The sequence below is a fragment of the Phycicoccus sp. Soil802 genome (assembly GCF_001429605.1).
Lineage (GTDB): Bacteria > Actinomycetota > Actinomycetes > Actinomycetales > Dermatophilaceae > Pedococcus.
Window position 1 is genome coordinate 710,174 of the sequence record NZ_LMSS01000001.1, and the last position, 20,858, is coordinate 731,031.

At 72.4% G+C, this 20,858-nt stretch carries 15 protein-coding genes; 7 read left to right on the plus strand and 8 right to left on the minus strand.

Annotation, left to right across the window (positions count from 1 at the left end; genetic code table 11):
- Positions 1-24: 24 nt before the first annotated feature.
- Entirely contained in the window at positions 25-1,128 is a 1,104-nt protein-coding gene (locus ASG91_RS03315) for an acyltransferase (RefSeq protein WP_162257495.1), read from the plus strand.
- On the opposite strand, the gene ASG91_RS03320 is transcribed toward ASG91_RS03315, so the two are convergent.
- Together ASG91_RS03320 and ASG91_RS03325 are read right to left on the minus strand one after the other, a co-directional pair.
- Positions 1,070-5,272: an alpha-(1->3)-arabinofuranosyltransferase family protein gene (locus ASG91_RS03320; protein ID WP_162257496.1), complete on the minus strand. Its 4,203-nt coding sequence runs from the start codon at positions 5,270-5,272 to the stop codon at positions 1,070-1,072. The two genes, ASG91_RS03315 and ASG91_RS03320, sit on opposite strands and share 59 nt — an antisense overlap.
- Complete coding sequence (locus tag ASG91_RS03325) at positions 5,269-6,000, minus strand: class I SAM-dependent methyltransferase (protein ID WP_056921142.1); 732 nt, start codon at positions 5,998-6,000, stop codon at positions 5,269-5,271. Before ASG91_RS03325 ends, ASG91_RS03320 begins: the two co-directional genes overlap by 4 nt.
- A 67-nt stretch (positions 6,001-6,067) precedes the next feature.
- On the opposite strand from ASG91_RS03325, the gene ASG91_RS03330 reads away from it, so the two are divergent.
- Complete coding sequence (locus tag ASG91_RS03330) at positions 6,068-7,234, plus strand: glycosyltransferase family 4 protein (RefSeq protein WP_056921143.1); 1,167 nt, start codon at positions 6,068-6,070, stop codon at positions 7,232-7,234.
- Positions 7,235-7,269: 35 nt separating this feature from the next.
- Here the strand turns inward: ASG91_RS03330 and ASG91_RS20500 are convergent, their stop codons facing one another.
- Positions 7,270-7,410, minus strand: coding sequence for a hypothetical protein (locus ASG91_RS20500; protein WP_157581938.1), 141 nt, complete (start codon positions 7,408-7,410; stop codon positions 7,270-7,272).
- 31 nt (positions 7,411-7,441) lie between these two features.
- Entirely contained in the window at positions 7,442-9,190 is a 1,749-nt protein-coding gene (locus ASG91_RS03335; RefSeq protein WP_056921144.1) for a hypothetical protein, read from the minus strand.
- 146 nt (positions 9,191-9,336) lie between these two features.
- Between ASG91_RS03335 and ASG91_RS03340 the strand changes: the two genes are divergently transcribed.
- Both ASG91_RS03340 and ASG91_RS03345 read left to right on the plus strand, forming a co-directional pair.
- Positions 9,337-10,509, plus strand: coding sequence for an acyltransferase (locus tag ASG91_RS03340; RefSeq protein WP_056921145.1), 1,173 nt, complete (start codon positions 9,337-9,339; stop codon positions 10,507-10,509).
- 91 nt (positions 10,510-10,600) lie between these two features.
- Positions 10,601-11,731, plus strand: coding sequence for an acyltransferase (locus ASG91_RS03345; RefSeq protein WP_162257497.1), 1,131 nt, complete (start codon positions 10,601-10,603; stop codon positions 11,729-11,731).
- Positions 11,732-11,774: 43 nt separating this feature from the next.
- Here ASG91_RS03345 and ASG91_RS03350 read toward each other — a convergent pair whose 3' ends face one another.
- Positions 11,775-12,620, minus strand: a complete 846-nt coding sequence (locus tag ASG91_RS03350) for a 2OG-Fe(II) oxygenase (RefSeq protein ID WP_056921147.1) — start codon at positions 12,618-12,620, stop codon at positions 11,775-11,777.
- 109 nt (positions 12,621-12,729) lie between these two features.
- On the opposite strand from ASG91_RS03350, the gene ASG91_RS03355 reads away from it, so the two are divergent.
- Both ASG91_RS03355 and ASG91_RS03360 read left to right on the plus strand, forming a co-directional pair.
- On the plus strand, positions 12,730-14,202 hold the full coding sequence (locus ASG91_RS03355) for a bifunctional glycosyltransferase/class I SAM-dependent methyltransferase (RefSeq protein ID WP_056921148.1): 1,473 nt from the start codon (positions 12,730-12,732) through the stop codon (positions 14,200-14,202).
- A 26-nt stretch (positions 14,203-14,228) separates the two neighbouring features.
- Positions 14,229-16,268: a hypothetical protein gene (locus ASG91_RS03360; protein WP_056921149.1), complete on the plus strand. Its 2,040-nt coding sequence runs from the start codon at positions 14,229-14,231 to the stop codon at positions 16,266-16,268.
- Positions 16,269-16,302: 34 nt separating this feature from the next.
- On the opposite strand, the gene polA is transcribed toward ASG91_RS03360, so the two are convergent.
- Complete coding sequence (gene polA, locus ASG91_RS03365) at positions 16,303-18,975, minus strand: DNA polymerase I (protein WP_056921150.1); 2,673 nt, start codon at positions 18,973-18,975, stop codon at positions 16,303-16,305.
- 97 nt (positions 18,976-19,072) lie between these two features.
- Here polA and ASG91_RS03370 point away from each other — a divergent pair, with 97 nt between their 5' ends.
- Complete coding sequence (locus ASG91_RS03370) at positions 19,073-19,465, plus strand: PaaI family thioesterase (RefSeq protein ID WP_235545370.1); 393 nt, start codon at positions 19,073-19,075, stop codon at positions 19,463-19,465.
- Between the two features lie 3 nt (positions 19,466-19,468).
- Here ASG91_RS03370 and ASG91_RS03375 read toward each other — a convergent pair whose 3' ends face one another.
- The gene (locus tag ASG91_RS03375; RefSeq protein ID WP_157581932.1) at positions 19,469-20,053 is read right to left on the minus strand and encodes a GNAT family N-acetyltransferase; all 585 of its coding nucleotides are present in this window, start codon (positions 20,051-20,053) and stop codon (positions 19,469-19,471) included.
- Positions 20,054-20,326: 273 nt separating this feature from the next.
- Positions 20,327-20,857: a GNAT family N-acetyltransferase gene (locus ASG91_RS03380; RefSeq protein ID WP_157605960.1), complete on the minus strand. Its 531-nt coding sequence runs from the start codon at positions 20,855-20,857 to the stop codon at positions 20,327-20,329.
- Between the last annotated feature and the right edge of the window lies 1 nt (position 20,858).

The following is a 20,858-nucleotide window of genomic DNA, read 5'->3' on the forward strand; positions in this document are numbered from 1 at the left end:
GCACCTTCGACGAACCCGCCGAGCGTGTCCCCTGACCTGCAACGACTCGGCCCGCTGGACGGTCTGAGGGCCGTCGCAGCGGGTCTGGTGGTGCTCACCCACGTCGGTTTCCTGACCGGCGCAGTGTCCTTCGGGGTGGTGGGTCGCCTCCTCGGCCGCGGTGACCTGGGAGTCTCGATCTTCTTCGCCCTGTCGGGCTTCCTCCTGTATGCCGCGATGGGCCGCGAGTGGGCCAGGTCGGGCCGGGTGGACCTGCCGGGCTATTACGCCCGCCGGGCGGTCCGGGTGCTGCCGGCCTTCTGGGTGGGCCTGCTGGTCGTCGGCGTCGCGGTGCGCCCGCCCGCGCGGGTCTGGCTGGCCAACGCGTCCCTCACCCAGATCTACCTCCCCGACGCGCTGCTCGACGGCTACACGCAGACCTGGAGCCTGGCGACTGAGGTCGCGTTCTACCTCGTCCTCCCCTTCGCCTTCCTCGCCCTGCGACGTCGCACCGCGCGCCCGTCGGTCGTCCTGCGCGTCCTCGCGGCCAGCTGGGTGCTCGGGCTCGCCGCAGCCGTCGTGTCCGGGCTGGTGCAGATCGGGGGCGACAGCCTCGCAGGGCGCTGGCTGCCGGCACACTGGCCGGAGTTCGCGCTCGGGATGGCGCTGTCCGTGGTGCGCGCCGCCCCTGCCCTGCGGGCGCACCGCGTGCTGCGCGACCTGGCCGCCTACCCGGGCACCTGCCTGGCGCTGGCCTGCGGCGCATACCTGCTCGCCACCACCACCGTCGCCGGGCCACTCACCCTGGGTCCGGTCGCCGGCATCCAGCTCGCGGGCAAGGGGGTGCTGGGCTCGGTCGTGACGGCGGGTCTCATGGTTCCGCTGCTGTTCGGCGGCGGGAGCGACGCGTTCAGCCGCGCGCTGGGGTCGGCGCCGGCGCGCTACCTCGGGCGGATCTCCTACGGCGTGTTCCTGTGGCACCTGCCGGTGTTCGAGGCGATCTACGCCGTGACGGGGATCAACTACTTCACCGGTGGCGCGCTCGCCCTCCTGGCCGTGGGCGTGCCGGTCACCCTGGGGCTGGCCGCGCTCAGCGAGCGTCTGGTCGAGCGTCCGCTGATGGACCGGGTGCACGCCAGGACCCGCTGACGACCAGGGCCAGGGCCGCGACGCACAGCAGCCGAAGGGTGCCCTCGACGCCCGCCCCGCCCAGCCGCCCCGGGGCCCACCAGGCCTGGATGACCCCGGCGACCGTGACCAGCCCGACCACCAGACCGCCGACCAGCAGGGGTCGCAGTCGGCGCGGCACGCGCGGAAGGGGTCCGCTGGTCAGCAGGACGCAGGGCCCGGCGGTGACAGCGCCCCACCAGCCGGCGAGCAGGAAGCCCACGAGCAGCGCCACGACCGGCCCGGCCCACGCCCGGACCAGCATGGCCGCCGACCTTCGCACCGACCCCCGCGGCGCAGCCGGCCCCGCGGAAACCGCCGCTGGATCGGCACCGGCTCGACGCCTCGAGGGCGTGAGGGCGCTGGCGCCGACGAGCAGCACCAGCACGAGGCCCAGCAGCAGTCCCCAGCGGTAGGGGCCGTCCGGACCGAAGCTCACCGCCACCGTCCCGCCGGCCCCCTCCGGCACCACGAACCCCTGCTTCCAGCCGTCCACGGTGACGGGGTCGAGCCGTCGACCGTCGAGGGTCGCGCGCCAGCCCGGGTTGGCGTTCTGGGGCAGGGTGAGGAGCCCGGCCGCACCCGGACCCACCTCGGCCGACACCTGACCCACCGCCGTGGCCCCCACCCGGACCGACCGCGCCGGGGTCGCCGTCGGCGGGGCCTGGTCGCTGCGCGTCAGGACCAGCCGGTCGGGGACGAACCCACCCCACGACTCCACCACCACTCGCCCCTCGGGTGCACTCATCCGCACCGGTTCGCAGGCCTCGTAGTCGAGCTCGCCGACCCCGAAGGCGGCCGCACGTGGACCACTGACCCGCGTCGGCACCGACACGCCCTCGACCAGCAGCTGGGGGCCGGTGCCGCACTCCGCCGCGACCTGCTCCCGGGCGGGCGTGGGCTGCACGCCGTCGATGACCAGCTCGCTGACCTGCATGCCCGCGGCGGGCTTGGCGTCGCGCTCGGCGTCCTGTCGCGTGGCGGCGAGCAGGAGCCGTATGCGGAGGCTGCGACCCGTGGCCGGGCGGATGGCGAAGCTGCCGTCCTGGCCTACCTCGGCCAGCTGCACGGTGCCGCCGACGGTGACCTGGGCGGTCACGTCGCGCCCGGTCAGCCACTCGCCGCGGGTCTGCAGCCGGAGGTGGGAGACCGTCGCGGTCCGGGCGAGCTCCACCGACAGGGTGGGCGTGGCGTCCGCCGGGTCGGGCGCCCAGGCGGTCGCCGGGTCGCCGTCGAGCACGGCACCGGGACGAGCCTGCGGAGCCCGCGACAGCCGGCTGCTCGCGGTCACCGTGCCGGGCGCACCGAGGTCGAGCACCGCGTCGAGTCCCGGACCGGGGACGGCACCCAGGGTGCCGCGCACGGCATACGCGACTCCGTCGGTGACCGGGACGGTGCGGTCGAGTCCCGCCGCGTCCTCGGGAGCACGTTGCTCGCCGCCGCAGACGAACTCGTCGCGGACCTCGACGCAGCCGTCGGTGCCGCGGTACTGCTCGGACAGCACGAAGGCGTCGGCGGGCGCCGGACCCGGGTGGGCCACGACGACGCTCTCCCTGGCCACGAGCCCCGGCACCCGCACCTCCGTGAGGCCGGTGACCAGCGCGTCGGCGCCCCGGTCGGTCCCGAGGATCTCGATCCGCAGTCGCGTCGTGCTGCCCGAGGGCAGCCCGGTCACCACCTGCGACCGACCGGTGGCGGCCAGTGGGACGACGGTGTCGCCCGAGTCGGTGGTCACCTTCAGTCGCGTGGGTATGCCGAGGAAGTCACCGAAGCGGGCCTTGTCGGCGAGCGCCGAGACCTCGAGACCGTCGACCGACCGCGGCCGGTCGAACGTCACCGTCAGCGAGGGCCGCCCGTCGGCGGCGACCACCCAGGCCGTGGTGGCGAGACCGTCGACGGCGGAGAACGGCCGGTCGGCCGGGTCGAGCCCACCGGGACCGGCGTCGGTGGCCAGCGACCCGGACGCCTCGAGGTCCCGAAGCCCCGTCCACGCGACAGTGGTGCGCAGTCGTGGGTCGCTCCACGGCAGGTAGTCGTGGGCCCCGGACAGGTGGTCGGCCGACAGGGTCTGGCTGACGTCCCTGCCCCGGGTCGCGCCGAACGCGCGGTCGCGAGCCCGCAGGCCGTCGGTGACCACCCGGCGTCCACCGACCGAGGCGTCGTGCGCGACCCGAGCCGCCGCCGCGCTCGAGGAGGCGTCGCCGTCGAAGACCACCGGCCCGTCGATGCCCGCGTCGCGCAGGTCGGGCAGGCTCTCGCTCGCCCCGGACGCCGACTGCACCTCCGAGAGTGGGGTGAGCTCTGCGGCGGGGGCGGACGAGCCGTCGACCGCGTAGATCTCCACGGGCCGGAGGCGCTGGCCGGTGCCGTCGACGTAGGTGTTGCCGAAGGCCGCCACCTGGGTCAGCGCGGGCGTCCGGGCGATGGCCGAGCGCGCCACCGACACCGGGACCCCGCCGGTCGAGGAGGTGTCGAGGTCGTTGCGGAGCACCACGTGGCGCACCCCGGCCGAGCGGAGCACGTCGACGACGCCACCGAGGTCACGTCCGGTCTGCAGCCGGGTCTCGACCGAGTCGAGCAGTCGCACCGTGTTGGCGGGCGTCAGCGGCACGGCGTCGCGGACGGCGGTGTCGGTCGAGGTCTGGGTGCGCAGGACGAGGTCGAGCGGCCGGCCCCAGGTGTACTCGTCGAAGTTGGACGCAGGGACGACGAGCGCGGTCCCCCCACCGGGTTGGCGGTCGAGCCACCGGCCGGCCTGGCGCCACTCCTGCGGCACCGCGACGAAGGAGCCACGGGAGGCCAGCTGGCCCGCGAGACCGGGCAGCACCGGGCTCAGCGCGGCGACGCAGGCGATCAGCGCGGCGAGGACGACCGCCGGCCGAGCGGCCCGAGCGGGCACGTGAGGCACCCGACGGTCGCGCTGGGCCAGCCGGCCGACGACGTGGGCCAAGGCGGTCGCCAGCGGCAGCCGGAGCAACGGGTCGGCCTTGTGCACGTTGCGCAACGGCGCGAGTGGGCCGTCGAGCAGGTCCTGGACGAACGGTCGCAGCGGGCTGTCCAGGGGGCCACTGTGCGGCAGCGCCAGGACGAGCACCCCCACCAGGGCGAGACCGACGAGGTAGTCGCGGTGCGGCAACCCGTGCAAGGTCAGGCCGGCGAGACCGACCGCGGCGGCCAGAGCGGTCCCGATCACCAGCCCCGGCGAGGCGACGAGGTCGTACCCGGCGTTCCACCAGGGCCCGGCCTGCGTGACCAGGTGGCCGAGCCAGTGGGAGGTCCCGCGCAGGTCGTCGAGCAGGCTGATGGTGCGGGTCACCGCGTCGGACGACTCGATCCAGTCGAGGAACGGCGGCGAGTAGCGCCCCAGGACCACGAGCGGCACGGCCCACCACGCCGACGCCGCCGCCACCGACCCGGCCCACCACCAGGTCAGCGGCGTGCGCCACCACGCTCGTCGCGTGACCAACCACAGGCCGGCCGGGACGACCGCGAACGCCGTGGCCGTCGCGTTGACCCCGCCGCAGCAGAGCACGGCGAGCGCCGACAGCGCGGCCGCCCGACGCTGGCCGAGTCGGCCCTCGCCGGCGAGCACCAGGGGCAGGAGGATCGCGGGCGCGAGCAGTGCCGGAGCCGACTCCGACGAGATCGGCCCCAGCGTGCTGACGACCCGGGGCGACAGGGCGAACGCGACGGCGGCGACCTGTCGGGTGACCGGGTCGGCGACCCGCCAGGCAGCCAGGAGGCCCCGCATCGCGAGGAAGCCCGCGGTCAGCAGGGCCGCCCACCAGAGCCGCTGCACCACCCACGGGGCCGCGACCAGCTGGCCCACGGCCGCGAACGGGCCCATGGGGAAGAGGTAGCCGTAGCCCTGGTTCTGCAGCACGCCGAAGGTCGTGCTCGGGTCCCACAGGTGCAGCGCGCGGGACATCAGTCCCCACGGGTCGAGGGCGAGGTCGATCTTGGTGTCGGCCACCACCTTGCCGGGCTGCTGGGCGAAGGCGACGGTCCAGAGCACCAGCAGGCAGGTGAGGGTGCGGACCCGGTCCACCAGCGAGGGCACCGTCGGGTCCGGGGCCGCCCGGACACCGGCGGGTCGGCGACCTGCGGACAGGGGGGAAGCGGTCACCGGCGCCGCAGCACCATCATGAGGTTCCAGGTCGCGACCTCGCGCAGCACCGGCACCTCGACGACCGCGCGCGCCCAGTCGGGGTGGTAGCGCGGCGAGAGCTCCTCGACGACGAGGTCGTCCTGCGAGCGGGCCCACCGGACTCCGTCGCCGACCCTGGCCGCGAACATGGACGTCCCGAACCGGTTCTTGGGCGGGCGGCCGTTGACCCGCTCGTAGCGCCGCGCGGCATACTCCCCGCCGAAGACGTGCCACGGCGAGGTCTCGTGGCCGCCCCAGGGCGACGCCCACGCGGTGTAGGAGATGAACACCAGCCCACCCGGGCGCACGACGCGCACCATCTCGCGGGCCACCACCCCGGGCCTCGGGACGTGCTCCATGACGTTGCTCGACAGGACGACGTCGAGGCTCGCGTCGGCGAACGGCAGCCGCTCCCCCACGCCCACCACGTCAGGGGCCGCGGCGTCGGCGAGGTCGCCGACCGCGACGTCCAGGCCCACGTAGCGCGCCCCGGCACCGGCGAAGGCGGCCGCGAACTGCCGGGGACCGGCGCCCACGTCGAGGACGGCCGCCCCCGCGAGGTCGGTGTGCCCGGACAGCAGCGCGACCGTGTCGTCGGCGAGGTCGCCGTAGAAACGGTCGGGGTCGCTCTGCTCCACGAGGAAGGACCGGAAGAGGCGGAGCGACCGACCAGCGGTGCGATACCGTCGCGTCGGTCGCTGATCCACCCGTGCATGCTAGCCAGCCGGACCGCGTGGTCCGTTCGGGCGTGCCCACACCACCAAGGATTTCTGAGTGCGCAAGCCGTTGTCCGTCCTGCTGCTCAACTGGCGGGACATGAACCACCCTGAGGCCGGCGGCTCCGAGAAGTACCTGAGCGAGGTCGCGACCGGGCTGGCCGGCCGCGGTCACCGCGTCACCGTCCGCACCGCCGCCTACCCGGGAGCGCTGCCGCGCGAGACCGTCGACGGCGTGCGGTACCTGCGCCGGGGCGGGCGCTACGGCGTCTACCTGCGCTCCCTGGCTGCCCTCGCCCTGGGCCGGCACCGGGCCGACGTGGTCGTCGACGTGCAGAACGGCGTGCCCTTCCTCAGCCCCCTCGTCCGGTCCGGCAGCCCGGTCGTCAACCTCGTCCACCACGTCCACCGCGAGCAGTGGGGCGTGGTGTTCGGGCCGACCGTCGCGCGGGCCGGGTGGTTCCTCGAGTCGAAGGTGGCGCCCCGCGTGTACGGCCACAGCCGCTACGTCGCCGTGTCGGAGTCGACCCGCGACGAGCTGGGTGGGCTCGGCGTGGAGCCGTCGCGGGTGACGGTGATCCACAACGGCACCGACGCCGTCGCGGACGAGCACGTGAGCCGGGCCGACCACCCGGTCGTGGTGGTCCTCGGCCGGCTCGTCCCGCAGAAGCGCGTCGAGATCGCCATGCAGGCCGTGCGTGAGCTCGCCGTCGACCGACCGGACCTCGAGCTGTGGGTGGTCGGCTCCGGCTACTGGGACACCGAGCTGCACCGAGTCGCCGACGAGCTCGGCATCCGGGACCGCACCACCTTCACCGGCCACGTCTCGGAGGCAGAGAAGCACCGGCTCCTCGCCGAGGCCTGGGTGCTGGCCCTGCCCAGCCTCAAGGAGGGCTGGGGCCTGGTGGTCGTGGAGGCCGGGGTGCACGGCACGCCCACCGTGGCGTTCGCCGACGTCGGCGGCCTCAACGACTCGGTCCGCGACGGCGAGACCGGGGTGCTCGTCCACGGCGGACCGCGCGAGTTCACCGCCGCGCTGGGTGCGCTGCTCGACGACGCCGCGGCCAGGAGCGCGATGAGTGAGCGCGTCGTGCAGTGGGTGACGAGGTTCCGCTGGTCGGAGACGGTCAGCCGGTGGGAGTCACTGCTGTATGCCGCGGCGGCGCCAGAGCTCGATCCCCCGAGCGAGCCCGACCAGGTCGCGGACAGCGAAACGGACCACTGACCGAGGTCAGCAGCCCGCCAGCGAAGAAGGTGCGGTCAGTTGCCGTCGTAGTTGACGACCGGCGAGTTGTTCGCCGCGACGGACGGGGTCAGCGCCGCGGTGCCGCCGAAGATGGCCAGCAGGGCCAGCACGGCACCGGTCACGAGGGCGGCGATGCCGCTAACAGCATTGGTCATGGGCGGAACCCTACCAGCGAGTTCGGTTCGCTCAGCCATTTCTGCGCAGGACCCGCCGGGTCGCCAGGACAAGCCACGCGGCGAGTGTTGCGAGCGTCACACCCCAGCCCGTGGCCGAGCCGGCCCGACCACCCTGACCGGTCGCTCCCGTGGTCGCCCCCGTCGTCGCGCCGGACGACCCGGCCACCTCGACGACCTGCAGGTGAGCCGTGTCCGCGAGGACTCGGCCGGCACCGGCGGGCAGGTCCGGGGTCGGGAGCCCGGTGTCCTTCTCGACGACGACGTAGCGAACGCCCTGCGCCACCAGCGCATCCCACGCGTCGGCGCCGCCGTCGACCGCGGCGGTGACGGCCGCGGACCGTGGGCTCTCCCCCGCGATCCGGCCCGAGCTCAGCGGCAACGAGTCGTCGTAGACCACCCGCTGGTCGACCATCCGCGGCACCAGGCTCAGGCTCACCCGGGCGTCGTTCCAGCCGTAGCGGCGGTACTGCCGCCAGGGCAGGAGGCCGACCTCTCCCGCCGGGGCACTGGACAGCTCGGCCGCGGCAGCGCGCAGGTCCGCGGGCACCGTGACCGCCTCGATCCGGCTCCGCTCACCCCAGGCCAGGGTGGGCAGCACCAGTGGTGCCACGACGGCCAGGCCGATGGCCGGGACGAGCGCGGCGGCTCGGTGGTGGACCAGCCCGTCGACGAGGAGGCCCACGCCGGCCGCCCCGAGGACGACCCAGAGCGCGACGACCTTCTGGCTGTCCCGCAGCAGCGCGCCGCCCGGGACCTCGGCCAGCCGCGCCCAGGCGTCGGCCGACCACGCGGTGCCGCTGGCGACGGCCAGCAGCAGGCCCAGCAACGCCACCGCGACCAGCACGGGGACGCCGCTGCCCACGCGCTGGCCGGCGTGGTCGGCCGGTCCGGGCCGCTCCCGGTCCCGGGCTCGGTGGGCCCGGCGGGACTGCCGGGCCTGCCGGGCCACGGCCACGACACCTGCCGTGGTCAGCACGGCGGCAGCCACGGCGAGCGCGGCGACCCGCCGTTCGGCTGGGTAGGACGCGGGGTTCCAGAAGCCGCCGCCCCCGGCCAGCGAGACCACCAGTCCCATCGGGCCGTCGGAGCGGGCCGCGAAGACCGTGAAGCCGGCGGGGTCCGAGGCCAGGCCACCCCACAGGGCGGGCACCGCCCAGGCTCCCGCGCCCCCGGCGACGACCGCGAGCCAGGCGAGGACCGCGCGCCACACCGGCTGCGGGAGGAGGAGCAGCACCAGGACCGGCGGACCGACCAGCACGAGGGAGTTCGCGCCGCCGACGGAGGCGAGCACCGCCCACCCGCACAGGGCTGTCACCGTGCCGCGCCCGGCTCGGACGCGAAGTGCGGCGCGCACCGCCCAGGGCAGCACGGCATACCCGAGCAGGACGGTCCACTGACCGATCACCAGGCGTTCGGCCACGAACGGGTTCCACACGGCCGCCACCGCGGCGGCGCAGGCCGCGAGGCGGCCCGCAGTCGGACGCAGCACCCGGACCAGGCCGGTGGCACCGAGGCCGGCCAGCACGAGCACTCCCCCGAGGACGAGCTTCTGCGCCACGCCCGGCGTGACCAGCAGCCCGAGCAGCCAGGTCGCCGCGTCGCTCGGGACGGCGCGCGGAGCCGGGGTGTCGACACCGGTGGCGAAGGGCGTGAGCCGCGCATCGGGAGACCAGGCGAGGTCGTACGTGAGGACGACGCCGGGACGCAGCGCCGGCCCCAGCACCACGGCAGCCGTGACGACGGTGACGACCACCGGCACGAGAGCCTCGCGCCACCCTGGTCTCGCAGGCGCCTGGCCCGTCGTCATCCGCACCCCGTCCTCCGGTCGCGCAGAACCTACCAGCGGCACCGTGGGGCGGCCGTGGCGATTCGGGACAACTCCACCCAACGGATACCGTGCGTGCCATGGAAACGCAGTCGACCCGCCCGGGCTCACGGGTTGCTGCGCTCGACGGCCTGCGCGGCCTCACGATCATCCTGGTGCTGCTGACGCACTCCTGGATCATCTATCCCAAGGAGACCATCGAGGCGATCCCCGTGGTGCGCGGGCTCTTCCACGGCGGCTCCGTCACCGTCTTCTTCGTGGTCGGTGGCTTCATCGTCACGCACAACCTGCTGCGCGAGCGCGAGCGCGGTGTGCTCGACCCGTTCCGGTTCTACCTGCGGCGCATCGTCCGCATCGGCGTGCAGCTCGTGCCGATGGCCGCCGCGGTCCTCCTCATGAACCGGTTCGACCCCACCGACGCGACCTCGGACACGACCACCCAGCGCTCGCTGGTGAGCGTGCTGACATACACGTGGAACACCTACCTGGTCGACCACGCGCTGGAGGCCCGCGCAGACCTCGGCCACCTCTGGTACCTCAGCGTCCAGCAGCAGGTCTACCTCGTCCTCCCCCTGGCGGTCATCCTGCTCGCCGGGTTCCGGCGGGTCTTCGCGGTCGGGCTGGGGGTGGCTGCCGTCCTGGTCGTCGTGAACCGCTACGTCGTGCTCCACGACGGGGGCACCTGGCCCGCGTCCCTGCTCGTCACGACCCGCGCCGACGGGCTGCTGCTCGGCGCCCTCATCGCGGTGCTGCTGCCCGGGCTCGGGCTCCTCGAGCGGCGCGACCGCTGGCTGGTCCCCGGGTGCCTGGCCGCCCTCGGCGGGCTCGTGCTGCTCTCCCCCGAGCTCCCCCAGGACCAGTACCTGCGCGAGTGGGGCCTGGCGTTCACGCTCGTGTCGGCGCTGCTCGTCGCGACGCTGGTGCAGGGACTGGACGGCCACTCCTCCGTGCCGCCCCCAACGCCGGCTCGTGGCTTTCTCGAGCACCCGGCTCTGCAGTGGCTCGGCAACGCCTCGCTGGCCATCTACGTCTGGCACTACCCCCTCTTCTGGGCGGTGTCACGGCACACCCAGGACTGGTCACCGGGGTCGCGGACCGTCCTTGCCGTCGCCCTCCTCGCTGTCATCGTGTATGCCGCCCAGCGGTTCATCGAAGAGCCCACCCGCCGCTGGCTGAGCAGGTCGACGTTGTTCCGCAGCCCGCCCAGGCCAACCGGTTCCGAGGAGCCGCGAGGGGCACGGCACGCGTCGTGACCCGGCCCTGCCGGACCGGGACCCGGACAGCTCCCGTGTCGTCCTCGCAGGGTGGCTTCCAGCGCGTGGCCGGTGGGATACCGTGACCGGCGTGTCAGGATCACACCGCCAGGTCGAGGCGCGGAACGGGACCTTCGACGGGTTGCGTGGGCTCGCGATCCTGGTCGTCGTCCTCTCGCACGCGTGGGTGGTCTACCCCTTCACCAACCTGTCCGACATCGCACCGTTCGACGGATGGTTCAAGGCCGGGAGCATCGGGGTCTCGATGTTCCTCGTGCTGAGCGGCTTCCTCGTCACGCGCAGCATGCTCGGAGGGCTGGCCCGGGCCGGACAGCGCGCGCCGTTCACGACACTGGTGCGCCGGTTCATCAGGATCAGCGCGCAGGTCTACCTGCTGGTCGCGGTCATCCTCATCGTGGCGCAGGTCGACGACACCGACACCGCCACCTCGTCGGCCACGACCAACTCCGTGCGGGCGATCGTGACCTACACGTGGAACTGGTACGTGCGGGACAACGCACTCGACGCCAGGGGCGACCTCGGCCACCTCTGGTACCTCAGTGTGGAGATGCAGTTCTTCGTGGTGCTCGCCGTGGTGCTCGCCCTCTGGGGTCGGCACCGGCTGAAGATCGCTGCCGGCGTGGCCATCCTGCTGGTTGCCGCCACCTGGTGGCGGTGGCACGTCTACCAGACCGAGGGCTGGTACAGCGCGTCGCTGCGCACCTCGACCCGGGTCGACGCCGCGCTCTGGGGAGTGTTGGCGGCGCTGCTGTGGGATCGGCTCGACATGGTCAGGCGGGACGCGACGGCCATCATCGGCGCGTCGGCCCTGGTCATCATCGGTGTCATCTTCAGCGCCTCCCGGCTCGGGATCGATGCCTACTTCGGGTGGCAGGGCATCGCCATCGCCGCGGCCACCACGCTCTTCGTCGTGGCAGCCTCGGCCGACCAGGTCCGGGACAACCCGGCAGTGCGGCTCTTCAACCTCAAACCGTTGCGGGTCCTGGGCGGCTCGTCGCTCACCCTCTACGTGTGGCACCTGCCGCTGTTCTACGCCATCACCCGCCACACCCCGTCCTGGGACGCCTCGGCGCGGGCCATCCTGGCGGTGGTCCTGCTCGCGGCGATCACCGTGGTGCTGCACCGCGGGGTCGACGAGCCGCTCAAGCGGTGGACCGCCCGCATCGGGCGCCCCCGGCCCGCGGTCACGACCGACGCCTGACACCCGCCTCGTGGGTGGCTGCCGCTCGGGCGGCGCCGGCGACTCAGCCCTTGCGGCGCAGCTTGTTGACGCGCTCGAGCACGCCACTCACCCGCTCGTCCGAGATGCCGAGCTTGCGCTTGGCGCGGTCGTAGAGGTCGACGGCGCCGCGGTCCACGGCGATCGCGGCCCGCTTGATGCCGGCCTCGTCGGGGCGGGCCCGGTAGTTGGTGGACTTGCGGACCGCGTTCTCCTCCTCGGTGAAGTAGTAGAGCGCCATCGAGCGGCGGGCCACGTCCTCCGGGCAGGTGAGGGCGTCCGGGTGGCCGTGGAAGCTGTCCTCGCTCGTGGTGAAGATGAGCATCCGGTTGCCGGCGGGCTGGACCTTCGCCTGGGCCGCGGTCATCTCCTTGTCCCAGAGCTCGAGCTCGCCGCCCCACTCCTCGCGCCATTCCTCGTTGAGGTAGAGCAGGATGTTGACCCGCCGGCTCCACTGCTCGTTGACGTGGTGGGTCGTGAAGTCGGCGTGGATGTTGAGGTGCCCGCCGCGGAGCGTCTGGTGCAGGCCGCCGCCGTCCATGCTCCAGTCGGGCAGCAGGTCGCTGATGCCGGTCAGCTCCTCGAGGAAGCCGACGAACTCGGGTGACACGAACTCCTTGGCGACCTCGGTCAGCGTCGGCCCCCAGGTGTCGGGCTGGGTGTTGCCGTACTTCGTCTCGTTGACGTGCAGGTAGCCCTTCCAGAACGGGTCCCGCATGGCCGGGAACTCCTGCGCGGCACGGGTGAAGGCGTCCGCGAAGAGCACGTCGTCGAGCACGATGTGGGGGAACGGCTGGGCGGAGCGGTACTGCTCCGCGAGCTCGGGCAAGCGGGCCTGCAGCGTGCCGAGGTCGACGAGGGCGGCGGTCATGGCGCGGAGTATGCCAGAACGTCCTGCCGCCTCATTACCAACGGGTAAGATTCCCCGAGCCCATCGAAGTGCGAGGCGAGTCGGGACTCCACGGGGCAGCACGAGAGGGATGACAGTGACGTCAGAAGGCGTGGGCTCGGCCGAGCCGGCCGCAGTCCGGATCGGTGTCCTGGTGGTCGCCTACAACGCGGCCACCACCCTCCGCCAGACCCTGGACCGCATCCCGTCCGACTTCCGCGACCAGCTCGACCACGTGCTGGTCTGCGACGACGCGAGCGTCGACGAGACCTACGAGATCGGCCTCGAGTACAAGTCCGGCTCGACCCTCCCCCTGACCGTGATCAAGCACGTCGAGAACCTGCGCTACGGCGGCAACCAGAAGTTCGGGTACCGCTGGGCGATCGAGGAAGGGCTCGACATCGTCGTGCTGCTGCACGGTGACGGCCAGTACGCCCCGGAGGTCATGGAGCAGATCGTCTCGCCGCTGATGACCGGCGAGGCCGACGTCGTGATGGGCTCGCGGATGATGAAGCGTGGGTCGGCCCTCAAGGGCGGTATGCCGCTCTACAAGTACGTGGGCAACCGCATCCTCACGCGCTTCCAGAACGCCGTGACGGGTGCCTCCCTCACCGAGTGGCACAGCGGCTACCGCGCCTACCGCACCGACGCGCTGCGCGACGTGCCCTTCGCCGACTACTCCAACGACTTCGACTTCGACACCGAGATCATCCTGGGCATGCTCGCCGCCCGGAAGCGGATCGTCGAGGTGCCGATCCCCACCTACTACGGCGACGAGATCTGCTACGTCAACGGGATGTCCTACGCCCGCGACGTCGCCGTCGACGTGCTGCGCCACCGGGCCCACCAGATGGGGTTCGGGGGGTCCACCGGTGGCGGCGGGGTGGACACCGCGGCCTACGAGGTCAAGCACAGCCCGCACTCCTCGCACGGCCAGCTGCTCACCTGGCTGACCGGGATCCCGTCGGCCTCGGTGCTCGACGTGGGTTGCTCCGACGGCCTCTTCGCCGGGCTCGTCCGCTCGATGGGCCACCACGTGGTGGGCGTCGACCTGGTCAAGCACGAAGGCATCGGCCAGCGGATCGACGCGTTCGTCGAGGCCGACCTCAACCAGGGGCTCCCGACCGAGGCCGGCTCCGGCTACGACGTGATCGTGGCCGGTGACGTCCTCGAGCACGTCATCGACCCCGACTCGCTGATGGCCGACCTGGTCTCGCGGCTCGGCGACGACGGCACGATCCTGGTGAGCATCCCCAACTTCGGGCACTGGTACCCGCGCCTGCGCACCGCCTCCGGCAACTTCGACTACGACCAGCGTGGCCCGCTCGACCGGGGCCACGTGCGGTTCTTCACCCGCCGCAGCTTCGAGCGCCTCATCGCGGGCGCGGGCCTGCGGATCGTGGAGCGCCGGACCGTGGGCTCGCCGCTGGACGTGCTCGAGCGAGGGGGCAACCCCGTCATCGGCCGGGTCGCCCGGGCTGCCTCGGCCGTCGACCGGGCCGCCGTGCGGGTCTGGCCGACGCTCTTCGGCTACCAGTTCCTCTACAAGCTGGAGCGCGTTTGAGCTCCGCCCCTCGGTCACGACGAGTCGTGGTCGCCTCCATCGCAGGACTGGTCCTCGGTGGCATCCCGTTCTTCCTCGTGCTGCTCAACTTCCGCACGGACGCCCTGCGCACCGCCGTCGCCCAACGGTTCGCCTCCAACTTCTTCGACCTGCAGGCCACCGCCTTCCTCCATGGGCGGCTGGCGGTCCCCAACGGGTCGTTGGGGATCGAGGGCTTCATCATCGACGGCAAGACCTACATGTACTTCCCGCCCTTCCCTGCCCTGCTGCGCATCCCCGTGCAGCTGCTCACCCACGAGTTCGACGGCCGCCTCACCCTGCCGTCGATGGTGCTCGCCTGGGTGGTGCTCGCAGTCATGACGACGCGGATGGTCTGGCTCGTCAGGGACTGCCTGCGGCCGGGCGAGGCCGTCAGCCGCACCGACGGGCTCGTCGCGGCCATCCTGTTGGCCGCAGCCACCGGAGGGACGGTTCTCACCTTCGACGCCGCGCTGCCGTGGGTCTACCACGAGGTCTACCTCTGGGCGTCGGCCCTCGCCGTGGGCTGCGCCTACTGGCTGTTGCGGGTCGCCCTCGACCCCTCACGCACGGCGATCCTGTGGCTCGGCGGCTTCACGCTGGCGACGGCACTGACGCGCACGCCGGGTGGGTGGGCGATGAGTGGGGCGGCGATGGCCCTGGCCGGCTGGATGCTCCTCACGGCGCTGCGGCGTCGGCGGCCGAACCGCGGTCGACTGGTGTTGCTCAGACCGCTGGCCGTCCTCAGTGCCGGGCTGGTCCCCTTGGGTGCCTCGATCACCTACAACTGGGTGAAGTTCGGCCACCCCTACCTCTTCCCCCTGGAGTCCCAGGTCTGGACGCAGGTGAACGCCCACCGGCGCCAGGCCCTGGCGGCCAACGGCGGCACCATCACCGGGCCACAGTTCTTCGAGACGTCGCTGGTCAACTACTTCCGGCCGGACGGCATCCGGTTCGTGGACTACTTCCCGTGGGTCACGCTGCCCGCGGAGCCGGCCCGCGCCTACGCCGGCGCCTTCCTCGACCAGTCCTACCGCACCGGCAGCGTCACGGCGTTCATGCCGTTGCTGCTCCTGCTCGCGCTGGCCGCGCTCCCCGTGCTGCTCGACCGTCGGGCCAAGGGCCCGGTGGCCGCGCTGCGGTGGCCGGCCCTCGGCACGATCCTCGTCGGTGGCGGCGTGATGGGCTACGGCTACCTCGCGAACCGCTACACCAGCGACTTCGTGCCGGCGCTGGTCGTCGTGGGGACCATCGGCCTCTGGTCGACCTCCCGCCGGCGCCTCCCGCGCGCCGCCCTGCTCCGCCCGGTCCTCGTGGTCGCGATGGCCACGCTGTGTGCCTTCAGCGTGGTGGCACAGGTGGCCACCGGGTCCCTCATCGCGGCGCAGACCCACCGCGGCGACGAGCTGACCTCCTACCTGTCGCTGCAGGAACGCCTGAGTGGCGGGCCGGGCTCCTCCTTCGCCAGGCTGGTGTCGCAGTCCGACGAGCTGCCCGGTGCCGGCACGGCAGACGACCTGCACGTGACCGGCGACTGCGCGTCGCTCTACGTCAACACCGGCGACCAGTACGAACCATGGAACCTCGTCGAGCAGCGGGACATGGTCGTCGACGTCACGCCGGTCTCCGTCCACTACCGCCCCGGCACCCTGCGCCTGCTCGAGCAGGACGGTGTGGAGATGCGTTACGTCTCGCTGGAGTTCGACAAGGACACCCCCCAGGCTCGGCTCGTCGTCGAGGACAAGGACGGCAACTTCTACTCACCGTGGTTCGAGGTCGCGCGTGGCCACAGCATCCGGGTCACGGCCCACGCGGTCACCGAGGTCTTCCAGACCCGGATCCGGGTCGACGACAACCCTGACTACGACCTCTACGTCCCGGTCGGCGAATGGAACACGGACTGGTACAACGACCTGACCCGGCTGACGTTCATGACCGGGCACGATGGCGGCCGCACCGACCACGTGCGCGTCAGCAACAGCTGGGGTCGCGAGCCCGCCCTGTGTCAACGGCTCCTGCAGGACGCCAAGAGCTCGGCCACCCGCTGAGCCGAGCGGGTGCCACCCTCGCGGCCCCTGACGGTCAGTGCGCCGCGTCGAACCAGGAGCGTCCGACGCCGACGCTGACGTCGAGCGGCACGTCCATCTCGATGGCCCCGCCCATCTCCTTGCGGACCAGCGCCTCGACGTCGGCTGCCTCACCTGGGGCGATCTCGAGCACCAGCTCGTCGTGCACCTGGAGCAGCTGACGGGAGCGGGCACCGGACTCGGCCAGCGCCTTCTCGACCCGCAGCATCGCGAGCTTGATGATGTCGGCCGCTGACCCCTGGATCGGCGCGTTGAGAGCCATCCGCTCGGCCATCTCGCGACGCTGTCGGTTGTCGGAGGTGAGGTCGGGCAGGTAGCGCCGCCGCCCCAGCATGGTCTCGGTGTAGCCGGTCCCCCGCGCCTCGGCGACGACCGAGTCGAGGTAGTCCTTGACCCCGCCGAACCGCGCGAAGTACTCGTCCATCAGGCCCTGGGCCTCGCCGGTCGAGATGGTCAGCTGCTTGGACAGCCCGAACGCCGACAAGCCGTAGGCCAGGCCGTAGGACATCGCCTTGACCTTGGAGCGCATCGCCGCCGTGACGTCCTCGGGCTCGACCGAGAACACCCGCGACCCGACGAACCGGTGCAGGTCCTCCCCCGACCGGAAAGCCTCGATCAGGCCCTCGTCGCCGGACAGGTGCGCCATGATCCGCATCTCGATCTGGCTGTAGTCGGCGGACATCAGCGACTCGTAGCCCTCGCCCACGATGAACACCTCGCGGATCCGGCGTCCTTCGTCGGTACGGATCGGGATGTTCTGGAGGTTGGGATCGGTCGAGGAGAGCCGGCCGGTCGCCGCGATGGTCTGCTGGTAGGTGGTGTGGATGCGCCCGTCGTCGGCCACGGACTTGAGCAGGCCCTCGACGGTGACCCGCAGCCGGGACGAGTCACGGTGCCGCAGCAGCGCCTCGAGGAACGGGTGCTCGGTCTTGGTGAACAGGTCGTTGAGCGCGTCGGCGTCGGTGGTGTAGCCGGTCTTGGTGCGTCGGGTCTTGGGCAGCCCGAGCGTGTCGAAGAGCACGACCTGGAGCTGCTTGGGCGACCCGAGGTTGATCTGGTCGCCACCGAGCGCGTCGTAGGCGTCCTGCTGGGCCTCGCGCACCTTGGCCGCGAAGTCGGCCTCCAGCCCCGTCATCACGTCGACGTCGGCCGCGATGCCGGTGCGCTCCATGCCCGCCAGCACCTGCTCGAGCGGCAGCTCGAGGTCCTGCTGCAGGGAGGTGCCGCCGGTGGCCTCCAGCTGCTCGGCCAGCGAACCGGCCAGGTCGAGGACTGCGCGGGCCCGGACCATCGCGTCCTGCGCGCCGGCGTCGCCCTCGTCGCCGAAGTCGAGCAGGCCCTGGCCCGAGCTGTCGGCCTCGGCCCGCAGCTCACGGCCGAGCTGGCGGAGCACGAGGTCAGCCAGGTCGTAGGACCGCTGGTCGGGGCGCACGAGGTAGGCCGCCAGGGCCGTGTCGGTCGCGATGCCGTGGACGTGCCAGCCACGGGCTGCCAGCGCGAGCAACGGCCCCTTGGCGTCGTGGAGCACCTTGGGACGCTCGGGGTCGGCCAGCCACGCGCCGACGGCGGCCTCGCCGGCCGGGTCGAGCGCCGTGAGGTCGAGGTATGCCGCGGCGTCACCGTCGGTGGCCAGCGCCAGGGCGGTGGCGTCGCCGGTCCCCCGGCCCCACTGTCCCACCAGGTGCACACCCACGGTGGTGCCGGGCGCGGCATACTCCTCCAGCCAGCCGGCCACCTCGTCAGGAGCGAGCACCGTGCCGTCGAGCTCGAAGCCGTGGTCGGCTTCTTCCTGGGGTGCCTCGAGGTACTCGAAGAGCCGGTCGCGCAGCACCCGGAACTCGAGGCTGTCGAACACGGTGTGGACCAGCTCGCGGTCCCAGTTCTGGCGCTCGAGCTCGGGGACCGTCACCGGCAGCGGCAGGTCACGCACGAGCTGGTTGAGCCGCCGGTTGCGCAGCACGTCGTTGAGGTGCTCGCGCAGCGACTCGCCCGCCTTGCCCTTGATCTCGTCGGCGTGGGCCACGACCCCGGTGAGGTCGCCGTACTGGCCGAGCCACTTCGCCGCGGTCTTCGGACCGACCCCCGGCACGCCGGGCAGGTTGTCGGACGTCTCGCCCACGAGGGCTGCGAGGTCGCTGTAGCGCTCCGGGGCGACGAGGTACTTCTCCTCCACCGCGGCCGGGGTCATCCGCCAGACCTCGGACACCCCACGCACGGGGTAGAGCAGCGTGACCCGGTCGGTGACGAGCTGGAAGGCGTCGCGGTCGCCGGTGCAGATGACGACGTCCATGTCCTGCGCGGTCGCCTCCGTGACCAGCGTGGCGATCACGTCGTCGGCCTCGTAGCCGTCGACCTCCACCCACCGGATCTTGAGGGCGTCCAGCACCTCGCGCACCAACGGGATCTGGCCGGAGAACTCGCTGGGTGTGGCAGAGCGACCCGCCTTGTAGTCGGCGTACTCGGCCAGGCGGAAGGTCTGCCGGGACACGTCGAACGCGACCGCCACGTGGGTCGGCTGCTCGTCGCGCAGCACGTTGATGAGCATCGACGTGAAGCCGTAGACAGCATTGGTGTGCTGGCCCGTGCTGGTCGAGAAGTTCTCGGCCGGCAGCGCGAAGAAGGCGCGGTAGGCAAGGGAATGACCGTCGAGGAGCAGGAGGCGACTCACGCATGGCAGCCTATTGGTTATGAGTGACACCCCCGCGACCGCCAGCCCCACGAGCGCCGGCCCCACCGACCCCGAGCTCGCCGCCGCCCTCGAGGCGATGCTGGCGATGAACCCGAACTCCCTGCTCCAGCGCATGCAGATCGAGGTGCTCGAGGCCTCGCCCGAGCGTCTCGTCGCCCGGATGCCCGTCGAGGGCAACACCCAGCCCTACGGGTTGCTGCACGGTGGCGCCTCCGTGGTGCTGGCCGAGACCCTGGGGTCGGTCGGCTCCGCGCTGCACGCTGGCCCGGACCGGGTCGCCGTGGGTCTCGACATCAACGCGACCCACCACCGGGCCGCGCGCTCGGGCTTCGTGACCGGCACCGCCACTGCCCTGTCCCTGGGCAACACCCTCACGTGCTACGAGATCGTCATCACCGACGACCAGGACCGGCGCATCTGCACCTGCCGGATCACCTGCCTGCTGCGCGACGCAGCTCCCGGCGCCTAGCGGTCAGCCGGCCAGCCGGCTCTCGGCGCTCGCGGTCGCCCGCGCGCGCAGGGAGCGGCGGCGGTGGAGCAGCGCCTCGATCGAGTGGTGCCGCGGCTCGTCCTGGCCCAGGCGGCGACGCAGCGCGGACACGCTGGTTACCCGGCGCACCATCTGCGAGGAGAAGCCGAGGCGGGCGAAGAAGCGGTTCGCGTCGCGGTGCTGGGCCGGCACGTTGCAGCCGATCTGCTCGCACCCGCGGGAGTCTGCGTAGAGGGTGACGGCACTCATCAGCTGGCGGGCGACCCCGTGCTTGCGCGAGTCGGGCACGACGTAGAGCTGGTCGATGGTGACGCAGGGGGCGTCGGTCAGGGACGAGAACGGGCTGGTGGCGGCGACCGCGAACCCGACCGGCTGGCCGTCCGCCATGGCGACGTAGGCCCGGACGTCCTCGCGGTGCAGCGCGGTCGAGATGCGCCCCTCGGAGGCGGCGCGGGCGACCACCTCGGGGCTGACCCCGGCCTCGACCCTTGAGGTCATCCAGAGCTCGGTGAAGGACCGCTCCTCATCCGCGGAGACGCGCCTGACGCTGATCACGGGACGGCTCACCGGGGTTCCTCCATCATCGTCGGTCTGGACTGCTCACCACTGCAGACGGCTCCCCCGACGGCCGCGGCGCCTCGAAAGGCGACCGACTCAGGACTCTAGGCCCATTCGAGGGCGCTCGTGAAGAGTTCAACAACTTTCCCGTGTTAACTCTTGTCGCAGCCCTTGTTCCACGGCTGTTACATCACGGGTCGGCGCCGATTCGCTGCTTGGCCATCGTTGCACGGCGTCCGCGCGGACTCGCCATCCGGGTCCCCCGGGACGGGTCCCGACCGGTCAGGCGGGGCGCTCGAAGACGTAGTCGTCCTCGTAGCGGTCACCCACGAGGAACCGCTTGGTGCCCACCCTGGCGAAGCCACTCTTGGCGTAGAACCGCTGGGCCCGCTCGTTCTCCTGGTTGACCCCCAGCCACACCCCGACCGCGCCACGAGCCCGGGCCGCGTCGATCGAGGCCGCCATGAGCAGCCGGCTGGTGCCTGCGCCGTGGTGGTCGGGCAGGACGTAGATCTTGCTCAGCTCGGCGGTCGGTCGCAGCGTCAGCGCAGCCCGCACGTCCGGGTCGGTGGGCTCCCCGTGGACGACCATCGCGTAGCCGGTCACCACGTCGTCCCCCACCGAGAGGAACAGGTCACGGGCCGGGTCGGCGAGATAGCGCTCGAAGCACTCCAGCGACAGGACCTCGGCGATGAAGGCGTCGATCGCCTGCGGGGTGATGTGCGGAGGGCAGGCCAGCGCGAACGTCGCCGCCGCCACCTGGGCCAGCACACCAGCATCACCCTGACCAGCCGGGCGAACCACCGCGTCCACG

Coding starts and splice junctions, on each gene's coding strand:
- ASG91_RS03370 (WP_235545370.1), top strand. CDS start 19,073: ATGCTGGCGATGAACCCGAACTCCCTGCTCCAGCGCATGCAGATCGAG.
- ASG91_RS20500 (WP_157581938.1), bottom strand. CDS start 7,410: ATGACCAATGCTGTTAGCGGCATCGCCGCCCTCGTGACCGGTGCCGTG.
- ASG91_RS03340 (WP_056921145.1), top strand. CDS start 9,337: ATGGAAACGCAGTCGACCCGCCCGGGCTCACGGGTTGCTGCGCTCGAC.
- ASG91_RS03350 (WP_056921147.1), bottom strand. CDS start 12,620: ATGACCGCCGCCCTCGTCGACCTCGGCACGCTGCAGGCCCGCTTGCCC.
- ASG91_RS03355 (WP_056921148.1), top strand. CDS start 12,730: ATGACAGTGACGTCAGAAGGCGTGGGCTCGGCCGAGCCGGCCGCAGTC.